This is a genomic window from Sphingobacterium sp. HJSM2_6 (assembly GCF_049316305.1).
Taxonomy (GTDB): domain Bacteria; phylum Bacteroidota; class Bacteroidia; order Sphingobacteriales; family Sphingobacteriaceae; genus Sphingobacterium.
Genome location: NZ_JBMOXB010000001.1, coordinates 174,014 through 195,398, shown reverse-complemented (window position 1 = coordinate 195,398; position 21,385 = coordinate 174,014). Strand labels below are relative to the sequence as shown.

The 21,385-nt window shown below is 34.9% G+C and carries 15 protein-coding genes, 1 other RNA gene and 1 riboswitch; of the genes, 5 read left to right on the top strand and 11 right to left on the bottom strand.

The features are described from left to right. Window positions 1-366: 366 nt before the first annotated feature. Window positions 367-2,826, bottom strand: coding sequence for an endopeptidase La (gene lon / locus ACFRAE_RS00825; RefSeq protein WP_422795212.1), 2,460 nt, complete (start codon window positions 2,824-2,826; stop codon window positions 367-369). A 319-nt stretch (window positions 2,827-3,145) separates the two neighbouring features. Here lon and ACFRAE_RS00820 point away from each other — a divergent pair, with 319 nt between their 5' ends. Next, window positions 3,146-3,817, top strand: coding sequence for a tetratricopeptide repeat protein (locus ACFRAE_RS00820; protein ID WP_422795211.1), 672 nt, complete (start codon window positions 3,146-3,148; stop codon window positions 3,815-3,817). Window positions 3,818-3,882: 65 nt separating this feature from the next. Here ACFRAE_RS00820 and ACFRAE_RS00815 read toward each other — a convergent pair whose 3' ends face one another. Further along, complete coding sequence (locus ACFRAE_RS00815; protein WP_422795210.1) at window positions 3,883-5,916, bottom strand: M3 family metallopeptidase; 2,034 nt, start codon at window positions 5,914-5,916, stop codon at window positions 3,883-3,885. A gap of 105 nt (window positions 5,917-6,021) precedes the next feature. Here ACFRAE_RS00815 and ACFRAE_RS00810 point away from each other — a divergent pair, with 105 nt between their 5' ends. Further along, window positions 6,022-6,462 carry a hypothetical protein gene (locus ACFRAE_RS00810; protein ID WP_422795209.1) on the top strand — a complete coding sequence of 147 codons (441 nt, stop codon included), beginning with the start codon at window positions 6,022-6,024 and terminating at the stop codon, window positions 6,460-6,462. A 114-nt stretch (window positions 6,463-6,576) separates the two neighbouring features. On the opposite strand, the gene ACFRAE_RS00805 is transcribed toward ACFRAE_RS00810, so the two are convergent. From ACFRAE_RS00805 to argS, 4 genes are all read right to left on the bottom strand, one after another. Beyond that, complete coding sequence (locus ACFRAE_RS00805) at window positions 6,577-7,692, bottom strand: MBL fold metallo-hydrolase (protein ID WP_422795208.1); 1,116 nt, start codon at window positions 7,690-7,692, stop codon at window positions 6,577-6,579. A 99-nt stretch (window positions 7,693-7,791) separates the two neighbouring features. Beyond that, the gene (locus tag ACFRAE_RS00800) at window positions 7,792-8,988 is read right to left on the bottom strand and encodes an NAD(P)/FAD-dependent oxidoreductase (protein ID WP_422795207.1); all 1,197 of its coding nucleotides are present in this window, start codon (window positions 8,986-8,988) and stop codon (window positions 7,792-7,794) included. After that, complete coding sequence (locus tag ACFRAE_RS00795) at window positions 8,988-10,061, bottom strand: Gfo/Idh/MocA family protein (protein WP_422795206.1); 1,074 nt, start codon at window positions 10,059-10,061, stop codon at window positions 8,988-8,990. Before ACFRAE_RS00795 ends, ACFRAE_RS00800 begins: the two co-directional genes overlap by 1 nt. Window position 10,062: 1 nt before the next feature. Further along, window positions 10,063-11,844 carry an arginine--tRNA ligase gene (gene argS / locus ACFRAE_RS00790; protein WP_422795205.1) on the bottom strand — a complete coding sequence of 594 codons (1,782 nt, stop codon included), beginning with the start codon at window positions 11,842-11,844 and terminating at the stop codon, window positions 10,063-10,065. A 109-nt stretch (window positions 11,845-11,953) separates the two neighbouring features. Between argS and ACFRAE_RS00785 the strand changes: the two genes are divergently transcribed. Then, window positions 11,954-13,345, top strand: coding sequence for an arginine decarboxylase (locus ACFRAE_RS00785; protein ID WP_422795204.1), 1,392 nt, complete (start codon window positions 11,954-11,956; stop codon window positions 13,343-13,345). Between the two features lie 198 nt (window positions 13,346-13,543). Here ACFRAE_RS00785 and ACFRAE_RS00780 read toward each other — a convergent pair whose 3' ends face one another. Continuing rightward, complete coding sequence (locus ACFRAE_RS00780; RefSeq protein WP_422795203.1) at window positions 13,544-13,783, bottom strand: hypothetical protein; 240 nt, start codon at window positions 13,781-13,783, stop codon at window positions 13,544-13,546. Window positions 13,784-14,348: 565 nt separating this feature from the next. Beyond that, a complete protein-coding gene (locus ACFRAE_RS00775; protein ID WP_422795202.1) occupies window positions 14,349-14,759 on the bottom strand; it encodes a hypothetical protein in 411 nt (136 codons plus the stop codon). A 203-nt stretch (window positions 14,760-14,962) separates the two neighbouring features. On the opposite strand from ACFRAE_RS00775, the gene rnpB reads away from it, so the two are divergent. Together rnpB and ACFRAE_RS00765 are read left to right on the top strand one after the other, a co-directional pair. Further along, an RNA gene (gene rnpB, locus ACFRAE_RS00770) (RNase P RNA component class A) lies at window positions 14,963-15,331 on the top strand. Window positions 15,332-15,378: 47 nt separating this feature from the next. Next, on the top strand, window positions 15,379-16,758 hold the full coding sequence (locus ACFRAE_RS00765) for a sigma-54-dependent transcriptional regulator (protein WP_422795201.1): 1,380 nt from the start codon (window positions 15,379-15,381) through the stop codon (window positions 16,756-16,758). Window positions 16,759-17,327: 569 nt separating this feature from the next. Here ACFRAE_RS00765 and ACFRAE_RS00760 read toward each other — a convergent pair. The 3 genes from ACFRAE_RS00760 to ACFRAE_RS00750 are packed head-to-tail and all read right to left on the bottom strand — an operon-like array spanning window position 17,328 to window position 20,921. Further along, window positions 17,328-18,509 carry a homoserine dehydrogenase gene (locus ACFRAE_RS00760; RefSeq protein WP_422795200.1) on the bottom strand — a complete coding sequence of 394 codons (1,182 nt, stop codon included), beginning with the start codon at window positions 18,507-18,509 and terminating at the stop codon, window positions 17,328-17,330. Window position 18,510: 1 nt separating this feature from the next. Then, window positions 18,511-19,569, bottom strand: a complete 1,059-nt coding sequence (locus tag ACFRAE_RS00755) for a homoserine O-acetyltransferase family protein (protein WP_422795199.1) — start codon at window positions 19,567-19,569, stop codon at window positions 18,511-18,513. 50 nt (window positions 19,570-19,619) lie between these two features. Beyond that, entirely contained in the window at window positions 19,620-20,921 is a 1,302-nt protein-coding gene (locus ACFRAE_RS00750) for an O-acetylhomoserine aminocarboxypropyltransferase/cysteine synthase family protein (protein WP_422795198.1), read from the bottom strand. A gap of 248 nt (window positions 20,922-21,169) precedes the next feature. Then, window positions 21,170-21,283, bottom strand: a riboswitch (SAM riboswitch). Between the last annotated feature and the right edge of the window lie 102 nt (window positions 21,284-21,385).

The following is a 21,385-nucleotide window of genomic DNA, read 5'->3' as shown; positions in this document are numbered from 1 at the left end:
AATGATTGGCTGCAAAGAAAAACTGGCCTTTATTTGGGATAAAGACCAGTCTTAGTGGAATGATTATTTATTTACTAAACATTTTGGGTGGGCACGATAAAAAACATGAAAATGTGTCTGATTTTTTTTATACAAATAGCTCATGAGCATTTAATGCAATTACTTGGTTTGTTAAAATCATTTATTTTTCAAGGTTAATAGTTTGCAGCTAATAGAGTGCTGCAAATCAAACACTAATATACTAGTTATCAATTTAATAACAAATACCTAATGTTAGGTATTTTTATTAAAATTCGATAATAAAAAAATAGGATCAAACCATTATCGATAGTTTGATCCTATAAAAATTACGAATTTGGTAATTTGTTAATTTTCTTTAATTAATATTTTTGGATTATTTACTTTATCTTTCATTAAAGCAAGTTTCACGACCTCCTGCATATCAGTCACGTAATGAAATGTCAAATCCTTGATGTAATCTTCTTTGATTTCCAAAATATCCTTTTGGTTTGTTTTACAAAGAATAATTTCTTTGATGTTAGCTCGTTTGGCAGCAAGGATTTTTTCTTTGATTCCGCCAACAGGAAGTACTTTACCACGTAACGTTATTTCTCCTGTCATCGCTAATTTCTGTTTGACTTTTCGTTGCGTAAATAAAGACGTTAATGCGGTAAGCATAGTGATACCTGCTGAAGGGCCATCCTTTGGAGTGGCACCTGCTGGAACATGGATGTTGACATCCCAGGTGTCAAATACTTTATAATCTATACCGAAATCTTCTGCATGAGATCTTAAATAGGCCATCGCAATGGCTGCAGATTCTTTCATGACATCCCCTAAATTTCCTGTTAGGCTTAATTTACCTTTTCCAGGACTTAAACTAGATTCGATAAATAAAATATCACCACCTACAGAAGTCCAAGCTAATCCTGTCACTACGCCAGCGATATCATTATTTTCATATAAATCTTTATCAAAAATTGGAGCGCCTAATATTTGTTCAATTTCATCCGAAGATAAACTAGGGTCATAAGGTTTCTCCATAACGATTCTCGTGGCAATTCCCCGAACAACGGATCCGATTTTCTTTTCTAAACCACGAACACCTGATTCACGTGTGTATTCCTCAATTATTTTTTCGATTAATTTAGGTTTTAAGTTCAAATCTTTTGTTTGAATGCCATGCATTTCGCGTTGCTTCGGCAATAGATGTTTTTTGGCGATTTCGATTTTTTCTTCGATGGTATATCCATTGACTTCGATGATCTCCATACGATCTAATAAAGCCGGCTGTATGCCGCTTAGAGAGTTTGCTGTAGCGATAAACATAACCTTCGATAGGTCATATTCCATTTCTACATAATGATCATAGAAATTGGTGTTTTGTTCTGGGTCTAATACCTCCAACAGGGCAGAGGAAGGATCACCTTTAAAGTCTGATCCAATTTTATCAATTTCATCCAATACGAAGACAGGATTTGATGTTCCAGCTTTTTTAAGGGATTGAATGATACGACCCGGCATTGCACCAATATATGTTTTACGATGGCCTCTGATTTCGGCTTCATCACGCACACCGCCTAAGGCCATACGGGTATATTTTCGGCCTAAAGCTCTTGCTATGGATTTTCCTAAGGATGTTTTACCCACCCCTGGAGGGCCTACTAAACAAAGAATTGGCGCTTTCATGTTGTTTTTTAATTTCAACACTGCCAAGTATTCAATGATACGTTGCTTAACTTTATCTAAACCGTAATGATCTTTGTTTAATACTTTTTCAGCACGGTGCAAATCAAAGTTGTCTTTGCTGTATTCGCCCCAAGGCAAATCCAGTAATAACTCTAAATAATTTAGTTGCACTGAGTAATCAGCAGCAGCAGGATTAATGCGAGCTAACTTTTCAATTTCTTTTTGAAAATGTTTAGCCACAGCATCGGGCCATTTTTTTGATTTAGCACGCTTTTTTAATTCCTCTAATTCCAAATCCGGTGTGCTACCACCTAATTCTTCTTGAATTGTTTTTAATTGTTGACTCAGGAAGTAATCGCGCTGTTGTTTGTCTAAATCAACACGAACTTTATTTTGTATTTGGTTTTTCAACTCCAACATTTGAATTTCAGTGGTCAAATGTTCTAAAAGTTGTTTTGCTCTTTTTACAAAATCTTTTGTTTCTAATAAATCTTGTTTTTGCTCCAATTCTAACGAAAGATTGGACGAGATAAAATTGACTAGAAAGGTTGGGCTCTCAATATTCTTAATGGCAATTCCTGCCTCACTAGGAAGATTAGGCGAGAGTTGAATGATTTGTAAGGCTAATTCTTTTACCGAAGAAATTAAAGCCTTAAATTCTTTACTACTCGTTTTAGGCTTATCTTCTGGAAAACGATCTATGCTTGCGATTAAATAAGGATCCGTTTGAATTAACTCTATCAGTCGGACGCGCTGCTTTCCTTGAATGATAACTGTCGTGTTTCCATCAGGCATTTGCAATATCTTAATGATATGTGCTACCGTACCCACTTTATGCAATTGATCAAACGTAGGGTCTTCTACATTCATGTCTTTTTGAGACACGACCGCTATGCTTCTATCGCCTTTGTAGGCATCTTTAATTAATTTTATAGATTTATCACGACCTACAGTGATTGGAATCACTACACCAGGAAATAAAACCGTATTACGTAAAGGAAGGATTGGAAGACTTTCAGGAATTTCAGCGTTCCGCATTTCATCCTCGTCTTGCTGACTTAACAAAGGAAAAAATTCTGTTTCTTCGTTTATGATAGGTAATGTTTGATTAAAATTGAATGCATCAAATTTGCTCATATGTATTTTTATCAGAGTTGCCGACATCTTGTCAGATGTTAAGCTAATTTTGTGTTATTATTTTGTAAACTTTATTATTGCAAGCCAAATGCCAACCTAATATTTTGGTATTATTTATGCTAATATACAAATGGTGCTGTTAAATCGTCAGTATGAAGAGCTGGTTTGGCACCTAAGTAAAAATCATTTTTATTAGTTATAACGTGAAATTGTGGAAATGTTTATAACTAATGATTGTGTTCTTAAACTATTTAACAGATTTTTACTCTAATACATGTAGTGTAAAAATTTTAACAAGAAAACTATATAATAATTGGATATGAATTTAAATTATTTTAATTCGCATATGAAGGCGGTAAAAATTGGATTAGCAACTGTTGCTTTAGCTTTGGTTACTGTGGGAGTACAAGCTCAACAAAAACAACAGCATAGTGATCCGAATGTTCGTGCGGGTGAAAAAGCTTTATTAGATGGAGATTTTAAAACTGCTGCCGCGCAATTTGAAAAAGCGATCCCTAGTTCTGGAAATGATCCAGATGTGGTTTATTTGTTGGGTTATTCACAATTTCAAAACGGTGAGTTTAAAAAATCAATATCCAACTTTACAAAAGTGATTAGCTTAGACGCAAAGAATGTTTCTGCTTATTATTATAAAGCAAAAGCTAATAATATTCTGGCAGTGAATCGGGAGGCTAAATTAACTCCGGTAGAGCGTGAAGGATTATTGAAATCCGCAATTACTGATTATACTAAAGCACTGACAGTGAACGCAAGTGATGCTAAATTATACCAAAATCGTGCAGTAGCTTACCGTGATTTAGGGATATTGTTAGGAACAACTGGTGCTGGAAATTACAATAAAGTTTCTGCAACGGATGCTTATAATAAAGCAGTTGCTGATTATGAGAAAGTATTAACTTTTGATGCTTCTCGTAAGGACATTCAAACAGAAGTTAAGAAAGCGAAAGTATATCGCGATAACTTAAAATAAGAACTTACAATTACAGTCAATAAAAAAAGGTGTCATTTGACACCTTTTTTTATTGACTGTAATTCTTAATCGATCAACAAACCTGCACGTCTTAATAAAGGTTCTACGGCTGGTTCTTTACCTCTAAATGCTTTGTATAATTTCATCGGATGAACAGTACCTCCTTTGGAAAGGATGTTGTCCTTAAATTTTTTAGCTACTTCAGGGTTAAATATTCCTTCTTCTAAAAAATACTCGAAAGCATCAGCATCCAATACTTCTGCCCATTTATAGCTGTAGTATCCTGAGGAATATCCTCCATTGAATATATGAGAAAATGATGGACTCATGGCATTATCCAATACGTCTGGATATAGGGCTGTGGATGCAAATTGCTCCACTTCAAATGGTTTAATTTGTTGGATATCTCTTGGATTTTGACCATGCCAAGCCATATCTAATAATCCAAAGCTAATTTGCCTAAGCGTAGCCATTCCTTCTAGAAAAGAAGCACTTTCTTTGATCTTTTTAATGTAATCCATCGGGATCGTTTCCCCTGTCTCGTAATGTTTTGCGAATAATTTTAACGCTTCTTCTTCATAACACCAGTTTTCCATTATTTGACTTGGTAGTTCAACAAAATCCCAATAAACAGAGGTACCAGATAGGGTAGGGTATTGCGTGTTGGCAAGCATGCCGTGTAAAGCATGGCCAAATTCATGGAATAAGGTTGTTACTTCATTGAAGGTAAGTAAAGATGGTTTTGATGCAGTGGCTGGTGTAAAATTGCAAACAATGGATACATGGGGTCTGTCATTGACCTTGTTTAAGATATATTGCGATTTAAATGATGTCATCCATGCGCCGTTGCGTTTCCCTTTTCTTGGAAAAAAATCTGCGTAAAATAAGGCTATGAATTGATTTTCCGTATCCCATACTTCATAGGTTTGGATATCGGGATGGTACTTGTCGATATGGTTTACTTCCTTAAAGTTTAATCCAAATAATTTATGTGCGATCGTAAATGCTCCATTTAAAACATGTGCTAATTGGAAATAAGGTTTCAATTTTTCATCATCTAAATTGAATTTCTGCTGTTTAAGTTTCTCAGCATAATAACTTGCATCCCATTTTTCCAATTGGTCTAAGCCATCTGTATGTTTAGCGAATTCGGTTAACTCTTGGAATTCGTTTAATGCTGCCGGTTTTGCTTTATCCAGCAGGTTCGTTAAGAAGGATTTGACTTCTGTTGGGCTTTGAGCCATGCGCTCTTCAAGGACGAAATCAGCATGAGTTGCATAGCCTAACAATTGTGCACGTTCATACCGGAGATTAACAATCTTTAATACAATTTCTTCATTGTTGTTCTCATTGTTTTGATAAGCTTTGCGACCTGCAGCTAGTGTTAATTCTTTCCTCAAATCCCTATTGTCTGCATAAGTAACAAATGGGATATAACTTGGATAATCTAATGTAAATATCCAGCCTTCTTTACCTTCCTGTTTCGCTAGTTCTTGAGCCGCCTCTAACGTGCCTTCAGGAAGTCCTGAAAGGTCGTTTATGTCCGTAATGTGAAGTTGGTAGGCATTATTATCTGCAAGTACATGCTCCCCAAAGGTTAGTTTCAAAGTGGATAATTCGCTATCTATTTTTCTTAATTCTTCTTTTTTAGTTTCGTCTAGCAGTGCTCCATTTCTAACAAAATCTTTGTAATATTTTGTCAATAAGGTTAACTCTTCTGTATGTAAGTTTAATTGATTTTTTTGATCATAAACAGCTTTAATTTTTTTAAATAATTCAAAATTAAGAGTGATGTCATTGCTTAATGCGGCTAATTTTGGAGCTACCACTTGTGCAATTTGATCAATTTCATCATTGGTTTCTGCCGATTGCAAATTGAAGAAAATATTGGAAATACGTTCTAAGGTTAGTCCAGAGAAAGATAATGCGGCTATGCTGTTTTGGAAAGTAGCTTGATCCTGGTTATTGACAATGGAATCAATTTCTTTTTTGGTTTCTTCAATAGCAAAATCAAAGGCAGGTATAAAATATTCGTTTCTTATCTGTGAGAATGGTGCACTTTGATGTGCATTTTCAAATGGATTCGTTAATATGTTCATCGAGTAAAGTTACGATATTTATTAAGGTATACCTATGGATTGTGATGGACTAACTGTACTTTTGAAGAAGTTTTATTCGTTTATAGAGTATATAACTATCAGCATATGAAATATTGGGTTTTAAGTCTTGCATTTGTTAGTTTAATGGCTTGTAATAATCGTCAAGAGCAGCAACAAAACGACCATCAGGATGCACTAGAAGATTTAGTGGGAAGGTATGAATTCCATAAAGGGAAAGATTCCATTCGCTTGGAATTGAAAGCGCATGGAGATACCTTAATGGGTCCATTGCAATACGCTTTTTTTGAAAAAGATAAAAACGTTGGCTTATTTAAAGGTGTAGTTCAAGATTCTATATTGATTGGAAGCTATACTTTTAATGCAGAGGGTGTTCGTTCTACTCGAGAAATTGTATTTGGAATTTTACCCAATGGATTGATTGAGGGTTTTGGGGATGTGAAAGAAGTTGAGGGTGGAATGGTATTTACAGATATTCGTGCTTTACAATACGATCATGGCATGATATTGACCAAGCAAGCTGATTGATAGGTAATAATGTAGATTTTAAATTTAACAGGAATTATCGATTTATTTTTAGTGTTAATTCCTGTTAGACAGTATAGCCTGTTCCCTCCTTTGGAGCAGGGTAGAATAAGTAATTTATTTAAGGTCTTGCCACCATTCTTTAAATTGGTTGGGCTTATTTAGATAAATAATTTGACCAATTTGAGGTGTCCAAATGGGTTTATTTCGATCTTTAGCTTCCTTGCTAATTCGTATCAGGGGTTCATCCCAATTATGATTTGCTAAAGGAAATTTAGAATTGTGTACCGGTAAAAGTTGTGATGCTTTCAAATCTTCTGCCGCTTGAATTGCCTCTTCGGGCATTAAATGGATGTATTTCCATAATTCATTGTATTGACCGTTTTCCAATATAGCTAAATCAAATGGTCCATATTGATTCCCAATTTCTTTAAAATGTTGGCCATAGCCGGAATCACCACCTAAAAATAGATTGTAGTTTGTAGAGGTTAAAATGAAGGAAGACCATAAACTGGTGTTTCTTTTAAACCAACGTCCTGAGAAATGACGAGCAGGAGCAGCCCTAACTTTTAAAGCTTCAATATGCACATCTTCCCCCCAGTATAATTCATGAATTTGACTTGTTGGATATCCCCATTTTTCCAGATGGGCACCCACACCTAAGCTGGTAACTACTGTTTTAGTGGTGTTTTTTATTTTTTGAAAGGTCGGGTAATCCAGGTGATCCCAATGGTCATGTGTGATGATTAATATATCGATAGGAGGTAAGTCCTCAGCCTTATATTCATAAGTCATAGGAAATGCTTTGATTCCTATCGGAACAGGAGAGGCATATTTACTAAATATAGGATCTACCAATATTCGTTTGCCATCAATTTGTAAGTAATAGGAAGAATGGCCAAACCAAACTATTAAGTCCTCCTGGGGGTTTAAGTTTTTTAAATCCGTCTGGATAACAGGGAGCGGGATTTTTGGAACGTTATTCGGTTCCTTACCAAAGAAAAATGTTTTTAATACTTCTATTTGAGATACTCCTTCTTTTATGGAAGGGGTATTTTCTAAATTCTCATACACAGAGGCTTTAAAAGTTTTATTGCCTTCCATCCGTTTTAAACGTTCACCAGTAGCAATTTTGCCTACTTGATCGCTTTTACCTAAAAAGTATAGGAAGCCAATAATTAAAATAACGATAGCTAAGAGGATATACATAAATGTTTTGAGAATTCTTTTCATGATTGTAGCTGCAAATAACAGGAATAAATTAAGAAAGACCGTAAGCGGAAAGTAAAAATTGCTTATGGCCTTTACCAAATGGAAGAATGGATTCGGTTTTTATAAATCTTGAGCAATAACATAGCCTGAGGCCCAAGCCCATTGGAAATTATAGCCCCCAAGCCAACCTGTAATATCCACTGCTTCCCCTCCAACATAAAGTCCAGGACTTTTCTTAATTTCCAAGGTTTTAGCGTTTAATTCATTGGTGTCAATACCACCTCGCATAACTTCGGCTTTGTCATAGCCTTTATCTCCTGCTGGTTTAACTTTAAACTGATGAATAGTCGATATGATGGTTTTTGCATCTGATTTGCTTAGTGAAGCTATTTTGATGTCGAGGGGTAGGTATTTTCCAAAAGATTCCACGAGTTTTTTACTAAAATAATCATGGAGTAATTGAGCGATCGTTCGTTTTCCACCATTATTTCGTTCTTGTTGGATTAATTTATCTAATGATTGGGTTGGTAATAAATCAATAGTAAATGTTTCGGAAGGCCGCCAATAAGAAGAAATCTGTAATATGGCTGGACCGCTTAAGCCCCAATGGGTAAATAATATATTTTCTTCAAATTGTATTTTATCGTTATATACTCGAGCAAATACAGAATTTCCAGCTAATGAGGCATACCAATCGGCCTCTTTTCCAGTAATCGTAAGGGGAACTAAAGCAGGTGCGGTGGGAATAATATTTAAACCAAATTTACGACCTGTTTTCAGCGCAAAATCTGATGCTCCCAATTTCGCTACAGGTAATCCTCCTGAAGCCAACACTACTTTTTTACAAAATACCCTGAATACGTTATTATCTCTATGAATCACTAATTCATAGCCACCCTCCACTGGAAGGAGATCTTTAACTTCCGAATTCAGCCATATATCTTGTTGGGTATCAAATAAAAGTTTCGTAAAAGTGGATACGATGTCTTTTGCTTTATTTGTTGTTGGAAACAGTTGGCCAAGTGTTTTTTCTTCACCAGATATACCCCCGTAGTTTTCAAAAAAGTTTATGGTATCATCTACTGACCACTGGGAAAATATGGAATTCAGAAAATGAGGGTTTTCAGAAACAAAGTTGTCCTTAGTCGTATGAAGATTCGTATAGTTGCATCGCCCACCTCCAGAAATTAATATTTTAGCTCCTGGTTTATCATTGCGTTCTACTACTAACGTCTTTTTACCCCGTAAGCCCGCTTGCGCCGCACACATTAATCCGCAGGCTCCTGCACCTATAATTATAGCATCAAACTGCTTCATTAAGATATTAACTCACCTGCTAATGATACCGTACGTTGTTCTTTACTCGATAATTCCGCCAATTCTAGAATGCGGATAACATCTCTTGCTTGTTCAGGTTTTACAAATAAATCTTCTTCCGCAAGTAATGCCCCTACTATATTCTTGTAGAAGTCTTGACCAGAGCCAATTTCGCTAACAACACGCTCATTTACATCTTGTCCGTTTTCAAGGATGGCTAATTGACCATAAAATTCCTCATTTTCACAGCCCCAGTTTTTATATTCGGAAGGTTTAACCCCATCACGAAGCAATTCTTCCTGTGGATCTACCCCCCATTTCACAAAACTACCATTTGTACCGTAAACAGCATATCTTGCTGTAGGTATTTTAGCTAGCATTTGTCCCTTTAGTGAAACCTTTAATCCAGGGTAGGATAGGATGAATTCAAAATCGTCTATGGCCTTCGCTTCATCACGTTGAACTCTTAAATCGGCAAATACAGAAATTGGAAGTCCGAAAGTTTGTAAGGCCTGATCAATTAAATGTGCACCTAAATCATAATGAATACCTGATCCGGGTAAGCTTTCTTCACGCCAAGCGCCTGGGCGAAGGAAATTACGAAAACGATCGTATCTCGCTTCATAGTTAACGACACGTCCTAATCTTCCTGAGGCGATTACTGATTTTACAGTTTTAAAGTCTGCATGAAAACGCGCATTATGATGGACCGATAATAACAAGCCTTTTGATTTTGCAAGTGCAATTAATTCATCGGCTTCCCATGAATAATTTGTGAATGGTTTTTCTACAACCACATGTTTTCCCGCTTCCAAAGCAGATTTAGCAAATGAATAATGCACATCATTTGAAGTAGCGATGACAACTAGATCAACTTCAGGGTCTTGAATAATCTCTTCTGCCGATAAAACTGCGATAGCTTCCGGATATCGCTCAGCAAGCATTTTTTGTTGCTCAGGTTTCCTTGCGCTAACTTTATAGAGCAATAAATTAGGGTTTTCATGAATAAAGGGGGCATGAAATACATGACCACCTATTGAAAAGCCAATAAGTCCAACTTTAAATTTCTTCATATTACATTTGCTCTGGAACTTGTATACCTAATAGACGCATGGATTCAGCTATGATTTTAGAGGCTGAAGCTGATAATTGCAATCTGAAGCCTTTTACATCTTCGTCTTCGGCTTTTAAGATAGTTTCTTCATGATAGAATTTATTATACAATTTAGCGACATCGTATATGTAATTCGCTAATTGCGCAGGACTAAATTCCATTGCTGATGCTTCAAGAATGGCAGGATAGTTCGATAAACATTGAACTAAATCGCGCTCAAAAGAAGATATGCTGCTTGGAACTTTGATGGAGGTTCCGTCGTATTTTGCTTTACGAAGAACTGACTTAATCCTTGCGTGGGTATATTGTATAAATGGTCCTGTATGGCCTTGGAAATCGACAGATTCATTTGGATCAAATAACAACCGTTTTTTCGGATCTACTTTCAATAGGAAATACTTTAAGGCACCCATTCCAATGGTGTTGTAAAGTATTGATTTTTCATCCTCCGTAAAACCTTCTGTTTTTCCTAGTTCCTCTGTTCTAGCCCGAGCAGTATCAACCATTTCGGCCATTAAATCATCCGCATCTACTACCGTACCTTCACGAGATTTCATTTTTCCCGATGGTAAATCCACCATGCCATAGGATAAATGGGTTGAGCCATATGCCCACTCTTTACCTAGTTTTTTTAGGATAGCGAATAAAACTTTAAAGTGATAATCTTGCTCATTTCCGACCACATAAATGAATTCATTCGCATGAAATTCATCATACTTCAGTTGTGCTGTACCTAAATCTTGCGTGATGTAAACGGAAGTTCCATCACCTCTTAAAACTAATTTTTCATCCAATCCTTCGTCTGTAAGGTCGATCCATACAGAATTATCTGCTTTTTTGAAGAACACATTTTTCTGCAATCCTTCTTGAATGATATCTTTTCCTAATAAGTAGGTGTTGGATTCATAGTAGAATTTGTCGAAATCTACGCCTAGTTGTTTGTAGGTTTTTTCAAAACCATCATATACCCAACTATTCATCATTTTCCAAAGCGTAATGACTTCTTGATCATTTGACTCCCATTTCTGAAGCATTTCTTGCGCTTCTTTTATTAAAGAAGCATTTTTCTTAGCCTCTTCTTCGGATTGCCCTGATTCTTTTAATTCCTCAATTTGTTTTTTATATTCCTTGTCAAATATGACGTAGTATTTTCCAACTAAGTGGTCTCCTTTTAAACCGGATGAACTAGGTGTTTCTCCTTCGCCATATTTCTGCCATGCCAGCATAGACTTACAAATATGAATACCACGGTCATTGACTAAATTCGCTTTAACAACATCATAACCATAGGCTTTTAATATTTCTGCAACAGAATACCCTAAGAGATTGTTGCGTATATGGCCTAAGTGCAAAGGTTTATTGGTGTTCGGTGAAGAGTATTCGACCATTAAGGTTTTACCGTTGGCAGGAAATTGACCAAATGTATCAGGTAAAATCGTTTGATTCAATAGATCAATCCAATAGTCATCCGATAAACTGAGATTTAGAAATCCTTTTATTACATTAAACGATTGGATGGAAGGAATTTGTTCCTGTAAATAGCTCCCCAATTCTGTTGCGGTTACTTCAGGTGATTTTTTAGAAAATCGTGTGATCGGAAAAACAACCAATGTAATTTGACCTTCAAATTCTTTCCTAGTCTCTTGAAGGGAGAGTTGTGATTCGGGAATTTCTGAACTATATAAAGCTTTTACTGCTTCCACTGTCTTCTCAATAAGCAGTGATTGGATAGATTTTGCCATGTAAATATTTCGTAATATTTTTAACTTTCTGATAATGAGAATAAAAAATAACACATATATTATTTATGTATTCATTATGAAAGCATATCTTTGCCAAAAATAAGAAAAAATGCAGAGCTATCAGGAATTTCTTGACTTAAGTGTTGGATTTCCCCAAGACGGATTTGATATTATCGATGACGAATTGTACTTCCACGATTTAAACTTGATGGAAATGATCGAAACGTATGGTACGCCACTACGTTTTACGTATCTTCCCATTATCAGTAAAAAGATCCAACAGGCCAAAATTTTATTTCAAACTGCAATGTTGAAATACAATTACCGTGGGTCATACAAATACTGTTATTGTACCAAATCTTCGCATTTTAAACATATTGTGGAGGAAGCTTTAAAGAATGATATTCACTTAGAAACCTCATCGGCGTTTGATATGCCTATGATTGATGCGCTCGAGAGACAAGGGAAAGTCAATAAGGATATCACCGTCATTTGTAATGGTTTCAAAACCTTCCAGTATAAACAATATATTGTTGACATGTTGCATGATGGCTACCACAATATTATTCCAGTATTGGATAATAAAGAGGAGTTCAATATGTATGACGATGAAGTGGAGTTAGCTGAGCCTTGCAATTTAGGAATTCGTATTGCAGCGGAAGAGCAACCAGATTCTCAATTTTATACTTCTCGTTTAGGAATTCGTTTAGAGGATGTTATTGATTTTTATAATAATAAAATTGTCGATAATCCTAATTTCAAAGTTAAACTTCTACACTTTTTTATCAATTCAGGTATTTCCGATACCCCTTATTATTGGAATGAATTGGAAAAATATGTTACACTTTACTGCAAGTTCAAAAAAATAAATCCAGATTTAGATACCCTTGATATAGGCGGAGGTATGCCATTCAAAGATTCGTTAGTTCATGATTTCGATTATGAGTACATGGTCAATGAAATTGTCAATCGTATCAAACAGATTTGTGCGCATCATGAAGTTCTTGAACCAGATATTATTACTGAATTTGGTAAATATACAGTTGCTGAAGCTTCAGGAATACTTTATAAAGTATTGGGTAGAAAACAACAAAATGATCGGGAGAAATGGTTGATGTTAGACGGTTCATTTATTACCAATTTACCAGATGTTTGGGCATTAAATCAGAAATATATTCTTTTACCAATCAACAATTGGGATTCAGAATATGAGCGCGTGAATTTAGGAGGTATAACTTGTGATGGGCAAGATTATTATAATCAAGAAGCGCATATGAATTCAGTGTTCATGCCTAAAACTAGAAAAGTACAATACTTAGGGTTCTTTCACACGGGTGCCTATCAAGAAGTGTTGAGTGGTTATGGTGGTATTCACCATTGTTTATTACCATCTCCTAAACATGTATTGATCCGTAGAAATCGAGATGAAACGTTCAACTATGAGGTTTTTGGAGAAGAACAAAATTCTAAACAAGTCATGAAATTGTTAGGTTACCAATAAGACCTATTGCATCAAATAATAAAAAAAGCATCGAATCTCGATGCTTTTTTTATGAAATAAAGATTAGGGATTCTTAGAATCTGATCTGAATTGTAATAAAACCTTTCATTGGTTCAAAGGATAATCTTTTATTTGGACTGAATGGCAAAATACTTTAGTTAATCGTGCTTTTATTTTCATGTAGAATCCCTAAATAAGTTAATCTATTGGGATGATCTTTGAGATTTCTTCTCTTATTTCCACGGGAAGCATCATAAAAATTTCTTTTTTTAAAGTGACATTACTTTCATCCAAACGAATGTTCTTTTCTACATGAATAAGGGATTCAAATCCCCCGATTAACCATTTCCCTTCACTTAATAAATAGGAACTGTATTTTTTATTTAAAGATTGTAAAGCCTCTTTTTGAGCTAGTATGGTTTGCGAATTGTTAATCATTTTTGTTTAGTATGGTATTTACCTGATATTAAAACGTAAGTTTCATTAAATTGTTACTTACATTTTGTTAAAAAAATATTTCAATAGCTGTCAATGTGAACATTTCCTCGTTTCATTAAGGATAGTTTTGTGTTCAGATTAACTCTTTTCCGTAAGGGTTAATGAATGGTGGTGTTTTCTGTGTTTGTTCTCTTTTGAGTGTTTTCGTTTTATTTTTAGAATAAAAAATTAAAATAGCTTTTTTAAATATTTTGTAAAAGTAATAGGATTTATATTAGGGAAGTAATTATGTTTTTGTCAATAAACTGTTAATGATTTGTTTTGCAGGTTTATTTTATACAATCGAGTTTACCAAGCAAATGAAGAGATTATAGGTCTATCCCTTTTATGAGTTTAAATATGCAGTAATAAAGCATGGAGATCAACTTTATGCTGCACTTGAAATAGAGATCTCTAAGAACGTTAAAAACAAATTGAAAGCCGCTGTTAGTGAACAGCAGCTATCAAAACGTGCAATGAGGTAGTAGTTTTCTTAACGAATCATATATTAGTTGAGAAAATAAGGTTAAAACGTATGTTTAAGCTCTTGAGTTAAATCTTTAACATCTTTGATGTCAAGATCTTTACCTTGTACTTTCTTACCATCAACTTGAATTTCAATAGAGTATTTACCTATTTTGTCAAAAGTTGCTTTTAAGCCGACAATATTACCCTTCTTTTGTTCCTCCATAATTACATCTGCATTTTTTGGTAATACCAAGTTAGCGGCAATTAACGTAGAATCGCCTCCTTTTGATTTAGTAATGGTAAGTGCAGTTAATTTCGCATCCTTATCAGTAGCTGACAGTTTGTAACTAACTTTAATTGACTTTGGTTTAGTAGGTATAGGCTTCACTTTTTTTTCCTTTTCGCAAGATGATGAAAATGTGATAACTCCTAAGGCTAAAGCAATTTTAAAAAACGAACTAATTTTCATGTTTTTAAGTTAAAAATTTTAGTAATTAAATAATAATAACACTTTGTCGACCTGTGTTTTTGGTTAAATACGTTTCTTTTTACGTAAACGCTACAGCAAAAGTAAAAATAATTTAATTAATATTATAATTCGTTTAGAAACAGCTACATAAAATTATTGTTAAAAAAATTACAACATAAAATTTTGTAGTTTTGTAAATATTGAAGCAAACTGGTTCTATCGCTGCTAAATTTATTTAGGAGAGGAAAGTCCGGGCAACATAGAGCAACACGCTTCCTAACGGGAAGGATACCTTTTAGGTAGACAGAAAGTGCCACAGAAAATATACCGCCATTCATGGTAAGGGTGAAAATGTGAGGTAAGAGCTCACGGTAGGTTATGGCGACATAATTTACGGTAAACCTCGTGTGTTGAAAGACCAAATAGGTTACGATATTAGAAAGCGGCTCGTTTTCTACTTTTTAGTAGTCGTAATGGGTAGGTTGATGGAGTTTATGTGTGAACATAAACCTAGATAAATGATAGAAATCCCTAAAAGGATACAGAACCCGGCTTACAAGGTTTGCTTCTTTTTCTAAATTTAAATTTTTACCTGAGTAATAAAGGATACTAAAAATATATGACCACAGTTTTAATCATTGATGATGAACGTCCTATACGTAGTTCTCTACGGGATATCTTAGAATATGAAGATTATAAAGTATTTGATGTAGATAATGGTGAAGATGGCCTCAAAATTCTTCAAAAAGAAAAAATTGATCTAGTTCTTTGTGATATAAAAATGAACAAGATGGATGGTATGGAAGTCTTAACGGCTGCCAAAGAATTTTGTGATATCCCATTCATCATGATCTCAGGTCATGGAACTATCGAAACGGCTGTTGAAGCAGCGCGTAAAGGCGCGTTTGATTTCTTAGAAAAACCGCTTGACTTAAATCGTTTATTGATCACTGTACGAAATGCATTAGAAAAAGGTTCTTTAGTTAAAGAGACAAAAGTTTTAAAAAGAAAAATCTCCAAAACTAAAGAAATTTTAGGCTCTTCGGCGGGCATTAATTTAATTAAAGATACGATCGATAAAGTTGCTCCTACAGAAGCTAGAGTCCTTATTACTGGAGAAAATGGCTCGGGTAAAGAATTGGTGGCTCGTTGGCTTCACGAAAAATCTGCTCGATCGAGCTCCCCATTAGTGGAGGTAAACTGTGCCGCTATTCCCTCTGAATTAATTGAATCTGAATTATTTGGTCATGAAAAAGGATCCTTTACTTCTGCCGTAAAACAGCGTATTGGAAAATTTGAACAAGCCAATAATGGCACCTTATTTTTAGATGAAATAGGGGATATGAGCTTATCCGCTCAGGCTAAAGTATTACGTGCCTTACAAGAAAATAAAATTACTCGTGTAGGTGGCGAAAAGGAAATTGATGTTCATGTGCGCGTTATAGCAGCAACAAATAAAGATTTACTGAAAGAAATTGAAAACGGTAACTTTAGGATGGACTTGTACCACCGATTAAGTGTTATTTTAATTCATGTTCCTTCTTTGACGGAAAGAAAGGATGATATCCCGACTATTGCAACTTCCTTTTGTGAAGAAATTTGTGCAGAGTACAGTATCCCTGTCAAATCCATAACGCCAGAAGGTATGAAGGCCTTACAATCCTTACCTTGGACTGGAAATATTCGTGAACTAAGGAATATGGTTGAGCGTTTAATTATACTTTGCGATAAGAAAATTACCGATGCAGACGTGTTTACGTTTGCGAATCCAGGAGGTCCAATTACTGCAAGTATATCCATGCAATCTAATCCGGCAAAAGGGCTAGATATGGAACAATTTAGCTCTTTCCAAGACTATAAAGATTATTCTGAATGTGAATTCATAAAATATAAATTGGATAAAAATAATTGGAATGTATCTAAAACTGCTGATGATTTAGATATACAACGTAGTCATCTATATAGTAAAATGGAAAAATTTGGCTTAAAAAGAGACTAGTCGAACCATAAAATAGGAGCCATAAAAAAATTGGGTTGAAATATAAATTCAACCCAATTTTTTTATGAATTATCGTATAATTAATCGTTATATTTTCTTTTCTGTCGACTATATAACATGAATATCACAACTATTAAGACGAGAACTCCAATGATTAAATAACCTATTGAAGAACTCTCGTGCGTATTAGTTGTGGAACTATCTTGGGCTAACAAAATAATAGAAACCAAATTTAGTGCTCCAAACACACACATTTTTCTCATGACTTTTATAAATTATTTTAAGTTTATTTTTAAATATACAATATTTATCTATCAAAAATCATGTCAGTTTTTTTTTTCGATTAAATTTTATTTCCAAATAGCAGTATTTATTGTAAAATTTCCTATACAATTGATAAAACATTTAATTTAATTCATAATTAGGTGTTTCAAGGGCTTTAAATAGCTGTTTAAACATTTATTTTATCCTGTTTGATAAGGAATGTTTTATTGCAATAGCTTGGCTGAACCATAAAAAAAGCATGAATAGTTTACCTATTCATGCTTGCTTGTAGTCAGATTTCTGACTTATACTATTTCTGCAAGAAAATTCCCTTGTTGATGTATTAATTCTCTTTTTTCGATAATCTCTTGGAGATTAATGTGGCCAATCACATATTTGTGATCCTCACTATAAAATCTTTCTGAAATACTATCAAAATTTATGTTTTCCAGCAAATCTTCATCTTCATACCTAAAGTACACTTTAAGTTGATAATCAGTGCTGTATGAAAGTTCTTTGCTTTCTAAGTGTTTCTTGTATTCGTATTTGTAATCGTAACGTAAGGCCGCAATATCCGATAGGACCGCTGAGCCTGTAGGATGACCACCAGCACCTTTACCATAGAAAAATTGTTCATCTGCAAATGCTGCTTTCACCAATACACCATTGTTTTCATTTTCCACATTGAATAAAATATTATTGTTGGAAATGAATTTTGGTAAAACATATAATACTACATGATTTTGATCCACCTCTTTAGCTAGAGGAATAAGTTTGATTTTGTAATTTTTCTCCCGAGCGTAGCGGATATCAGCATTACCCAAGGTGTCAATCCCTAAATTTAAAATCAATTCAGGATTAATATAAACCCCATACGCATGGGAAGCTACTATTGCTAATTTATATTTTGGATCATATCCTCCAACATCCAACGTGGGGTCAGTTTCTGCAAAGCCTAACTCTTGTGCTTTTTTTAATGCATCGGTATAACTCTGGTTTTCATTAAAAATCTTCGAAAGTATGTAATTGGAAGATCCATTAAAAATACCACTTATGGAATGCAGTAATTCGTTATCATAATATTCTTCGAGATTACGAATAATTGGGATACTACCACAAACCGCTCCTTCATAGAGTAGGGAAGTGCCGTGCTCTTGTTGAATTTCCGTTAGTTCCTCTAAATGTGTGGCGATCATTTTCTTATTCGCAGAAACTACATTCTTTCCAGAACTCAACGCTCTTTTGGTAATTTCAAATGCTGCATCTGCATCATCAATTAATTCTACAACAGTATTAATCTCTGGATCGTTCAATATCACATCGGGATCCGTTGTGAATAATTCTGCAGGTAAAGTTCTTTTTTTATCAGCATTTTTTATGACAAACTTTTTAATTTCTAAGTTTAAGTGCTTTGTTTTAATAATATCATACAACCCTTGCCCTACAACTCCAAAACCGAACATACCGATGGTAAGTTTTTTGCTCATTTTACTGGATTAAATTTAATTGATTTGCTGTTTTGTTTTTATGTTTCTCTAAGAATGTTCCTATTACCTGTGTTAAGATTTTAGTTTCTATTAAAAAACCATCATGGCCAAAAAAAGAATGTAATTCATAATATTCCGCATTAGGAATATTTTTGGCGATAAATTCTTGTTCTTGCGGTGGAAACAATACATCGGAAGGAATACCAATTACTAAGGTATTGATGTCTTGAAGCTGATGTAATACTTCTTCTACCGAACCGCGGTTTCTTCCTAAATGATGACTATCCATCGCTTTGGTTAGGTACCAATAACTTAAGGCATTGAATCTTTTAACCAATTTATCGCCTTGATAGTCTTGGTAGGATGACGCTTTGTATTGATCTGTTTTTTCAGGGTCAGATTCTACCTGTGTAGCGCAATACGCATTATAAGTTCTATACGACAGTAAGGCTATACTTCTAGCGGCTTTTAGTCCTCTAGCGCCTGCTTCAGCCTGACGATCATAAAAACTAGGATCAGCAGTTAACGCTAATCGCTGACTCTCATTAAATGCAATTCCCCATGGGGAGAAAAAGGCATTTGTTCCAATTGCGATTAGGTTATGTATTTTTATTGTTTTTGAGGCTGCCCATTCCAAAACTTGCTGCCCACCAAGAGAACCACCGATAAGACTATTTATTTCATAAATCTCCAGGTTGTCCGCTAATAGTTGGTGCGCCTGTACGATATCTCGTATAGTAAATTGAGGAAAATCTAAATAATAAGGCTCATTTGTAGAAGGATCAATCGACAATGGATTGGTCGTCCCATAATGAGATCCCAAAACATTGGCACAAATAATAAAATATTCTTGATCGTTAAATAATTCATGGGGACCAAAAAGCCCCGGCCACCAATCAAATACGTCTGAATTGGCAGTTAGCGCATGACAGACCCATATCACATTTGATTTATCTTCATTTAGCTTACCAAAGGTATGGTAAGCTATTTGAAGGTTTTTAAGTTTCTTTCCGCTCTCTAATTGAAAGTCTTGATCGTACTCGAATATTGCTAAACTCATTCTTTATCTTTTATCTTTCATCCCAAAAATCAAACAAGAGTTCCCCCTGCTTATTTGATTTTGTCAAAAGCCTGCTGTAGATCTGCTTTAATATCATCGATATGCTCAATTCCTACAGAAAGTCTTAATTGACCAGGAAACACACCTGCTTTTTGTTGTTCTTCAGTACTTAATTGTTGGTGAGTAGTAGCTGCTGGATGAATAATTAAGGATTTTGCATCACCCACATTTGCTAAATGACTTACTAACTCTAAGGAATCAATAAATTCATTTGCTTTTTCCACCCCACCTTTTACCGTAAAAGATAATACAGCGCCATATCCATTCTTCAAATATTTTTGAGCATTTTGATGATACGGATGGTTTTTCAATCCTGGGTAGCTTACTTTTTCTACTTGAGGATGTGCATCTAGCCATTGAGCTATTTCTAAGGCATTATCCACATGTCTTTGAACCCTTAGGGATAATGTTTCTAAGCCTTGTACTAATAAAAAGGAATTAAAAGGAGATAGGGCAGGGCCGAAATCTCTTAATCCTTCTACTCGTGCACGAATGGCAAATTGGATATTTCCAAAAGGACCATTCTCACCAAATACCTCAGAGAATACTAAACCGTGATAACCTTCCGAAGGTTCAGAAAATTGTTTGAATTTCCCATTTCCCCAATTGTAGTTACCACCATCAATAATAACTCCTCCTATACTTGTACCGTGACCACCAATCCATTTTGTTGCAGATTCCACAACCACATGTGCACCATGTTCTAATGGCTTGAATAAAAAGCCACCTGCTCCAAAAGTATTGTCGACGATAACTGGAAGGTCATATTTCTTAGCTACAGCAGCAATTTTTTCAAAATCAGGAATATTATAACTTGGATTTCCTATAGTTTCCAAATAGATTGCTTTGGTCTTGTCGTCAATCAACGATTCAATTTTGTCTGCATCGGTATCTTCAGCAAATCTTGCTTCAATGCCTAAGCGTTTGAAAGCCACTTTAAATTGATTATATGTTCCTCCGTATAGATTTGCTCCAGATACGAAATTATCGCCTGCTTCTAAAATGTTGTTTAAAGCAATAAATTGTGCGGCTTGACCCGATGATACAGCTAATGCTGCTACACCGCCTTCTAGTGCTGCAATGCGTTTTTCAAATACATCCGTTGTCGGATTCATGATACGCGTATAAATATTGCCAAATTGTTTTAAAGCAAATAAGTTCGCGCCATGTTCCGCATTTTCAAATACGTATGATGATGTTTGGTATATAGGTAATGCTCTAGATCCAGTGGTAGGATCTACTACTTGACCTGCATGAATTTGTAAAGTTTCGAATTTTAGGTTGTTTGCCATTGCTATTGTGGTTTATTAGTTTAAAAATTTTGTTCGTAAGTTGCTAGTTTGCTTTAATAGGCGGTCGTCGTTGGAGTATATCAATAATTACAAAGCCTAGAATCTTTGCAATTAGGAAATACAGACGACTAGCGCATTCGATTCGCAAAGCTTTGCAAACGAAAAATTGACGTATTGTAAATACAAGCTGAAAATTCAACTGCACACAATAAATTAGATTTTGAAGATTTTGATGTCATAGTCTATTTCATTTATATGCTCCTAGGCTTTATTGCTTCGGACAGGATTTGGCACCTTTTCAATCCTTATTGAAGGTTGCCAGTGGGTCATAGAGCCAGTCTCTCGCCACTTCTTTATAAATCAAGACCCATCGATATGAGAAGGTGTTGATTAGTGTACCACTATCGAAGTACTTTGCAAATATAGGTTTCAAAAATCAATTATGCAAAGATTTTTATTAATAA

Bases quoted from the DNA above. Each gene is read 5' to 3' on its own strand.
- ACFRAE_RS00820 (WP_422795211.1), top strand. From the start codon at position 3,146: ATGAATTTAAATTATTTTAATTCGCATATGAAGGCGGTAAAAATTGGA.
- ACFRAE_RS00810 (WP_422795209.1), top strand. From the start codon at position 6,022: ATGAAATATTGGGTTTTAAGTCTTGCATTTGTTAGTTTAATGGCTTGT.
- ACFRAE_RS00755 (WP_422795199.1), bottom strand. From the start codon at position 19,569: ATGAGTTTAGCAATATTCGAGTACGATCAAGACTTTCAATTAGAGAGC.
- argS (WP_422795205.1), bottom strand. From the start codon at position 11,844: ATGGCAAAATCTATCCAATCACTGCTTATTGAGAAGACAGTGGAAGCA.
- ACFRAE_RS00815 (WP_422795210.1), bottom strand. From the start codon at position 5,916: ATGAACATATTAACGAATCCATTTGAAAATGCACATCAAAGTGCACCA.
- ACFRAE_RS00805 (WP_422795208.1), bottom strand. From the start codon at position 7,692: ATGAAAAGAATTCTCAAAACATTTATGTATATCCTCTTAGCTATCGTT.
- ACFRAE_RS00760 (WP_422795200.1), bottom strand. From the start codon at position 18,509: ATGAGCAAAAAACTTACCATCGGTATGTTCGGTTTTGGAGTTGTAGGG.
- ACFRAE_RS00785 (WP_422795204.1), top strand. From the start codon at position 11,954: ATGCAGAGCTATCAGGAATTTCTTGACTTAAGTGTTGGATTTCCCCAA.
- ACFRAE_RS00795 (WP_422795206.1), bottom strand. From the start codon at position 10,061: ATGAAGAAATTTAAAGTTGGACTTATTGGCTTTTCAATAGGTGGTCAT.
- ACFRAE_RS00800 (WP_422795207.1), bottom strand. From the start codon at position 8,988: ATGAAGCAGTTTGATGCTATAATTATAGGTGCAGGAGCCTGCGGATTA.
- ACFRAE_RS00780 (WP_422795203.1), bottom strand. From the start codon at position 13,783: ATGATTAACAATTCGCAAACCATACTAGCTCAAAAAGAGGCTTTACAA.
- ACFRAE_RS00765 (WP_422795201.1), top strand. From the start codon at position 15,379: ATGACCACAGTTTTAATCATTGATGATGAACGTCCTATACGTAGTTCT.
- ACFRAE_RS00775 (WP_422795202.1), bottom strand. From the start codon at position 14,759: ATGAAAATTAGTTCGTTTTTTAAAATTGCTTTAGCCTTAGGAGTTATC.
- lon (WP_422795212.1), bottom strand. From the start codon at position 2,826: ATGAGCAAATTTGATGCATTCAATTTTAATCAAACATTACCTATCATA.
- ACFRAE_RS00750 (WP_422795198.1), bottom strand. From the start codon at position 20,921: ATGGCAAACAACCTAAAATTCGAAACTTTACAAATTCATGCAGGTCAA.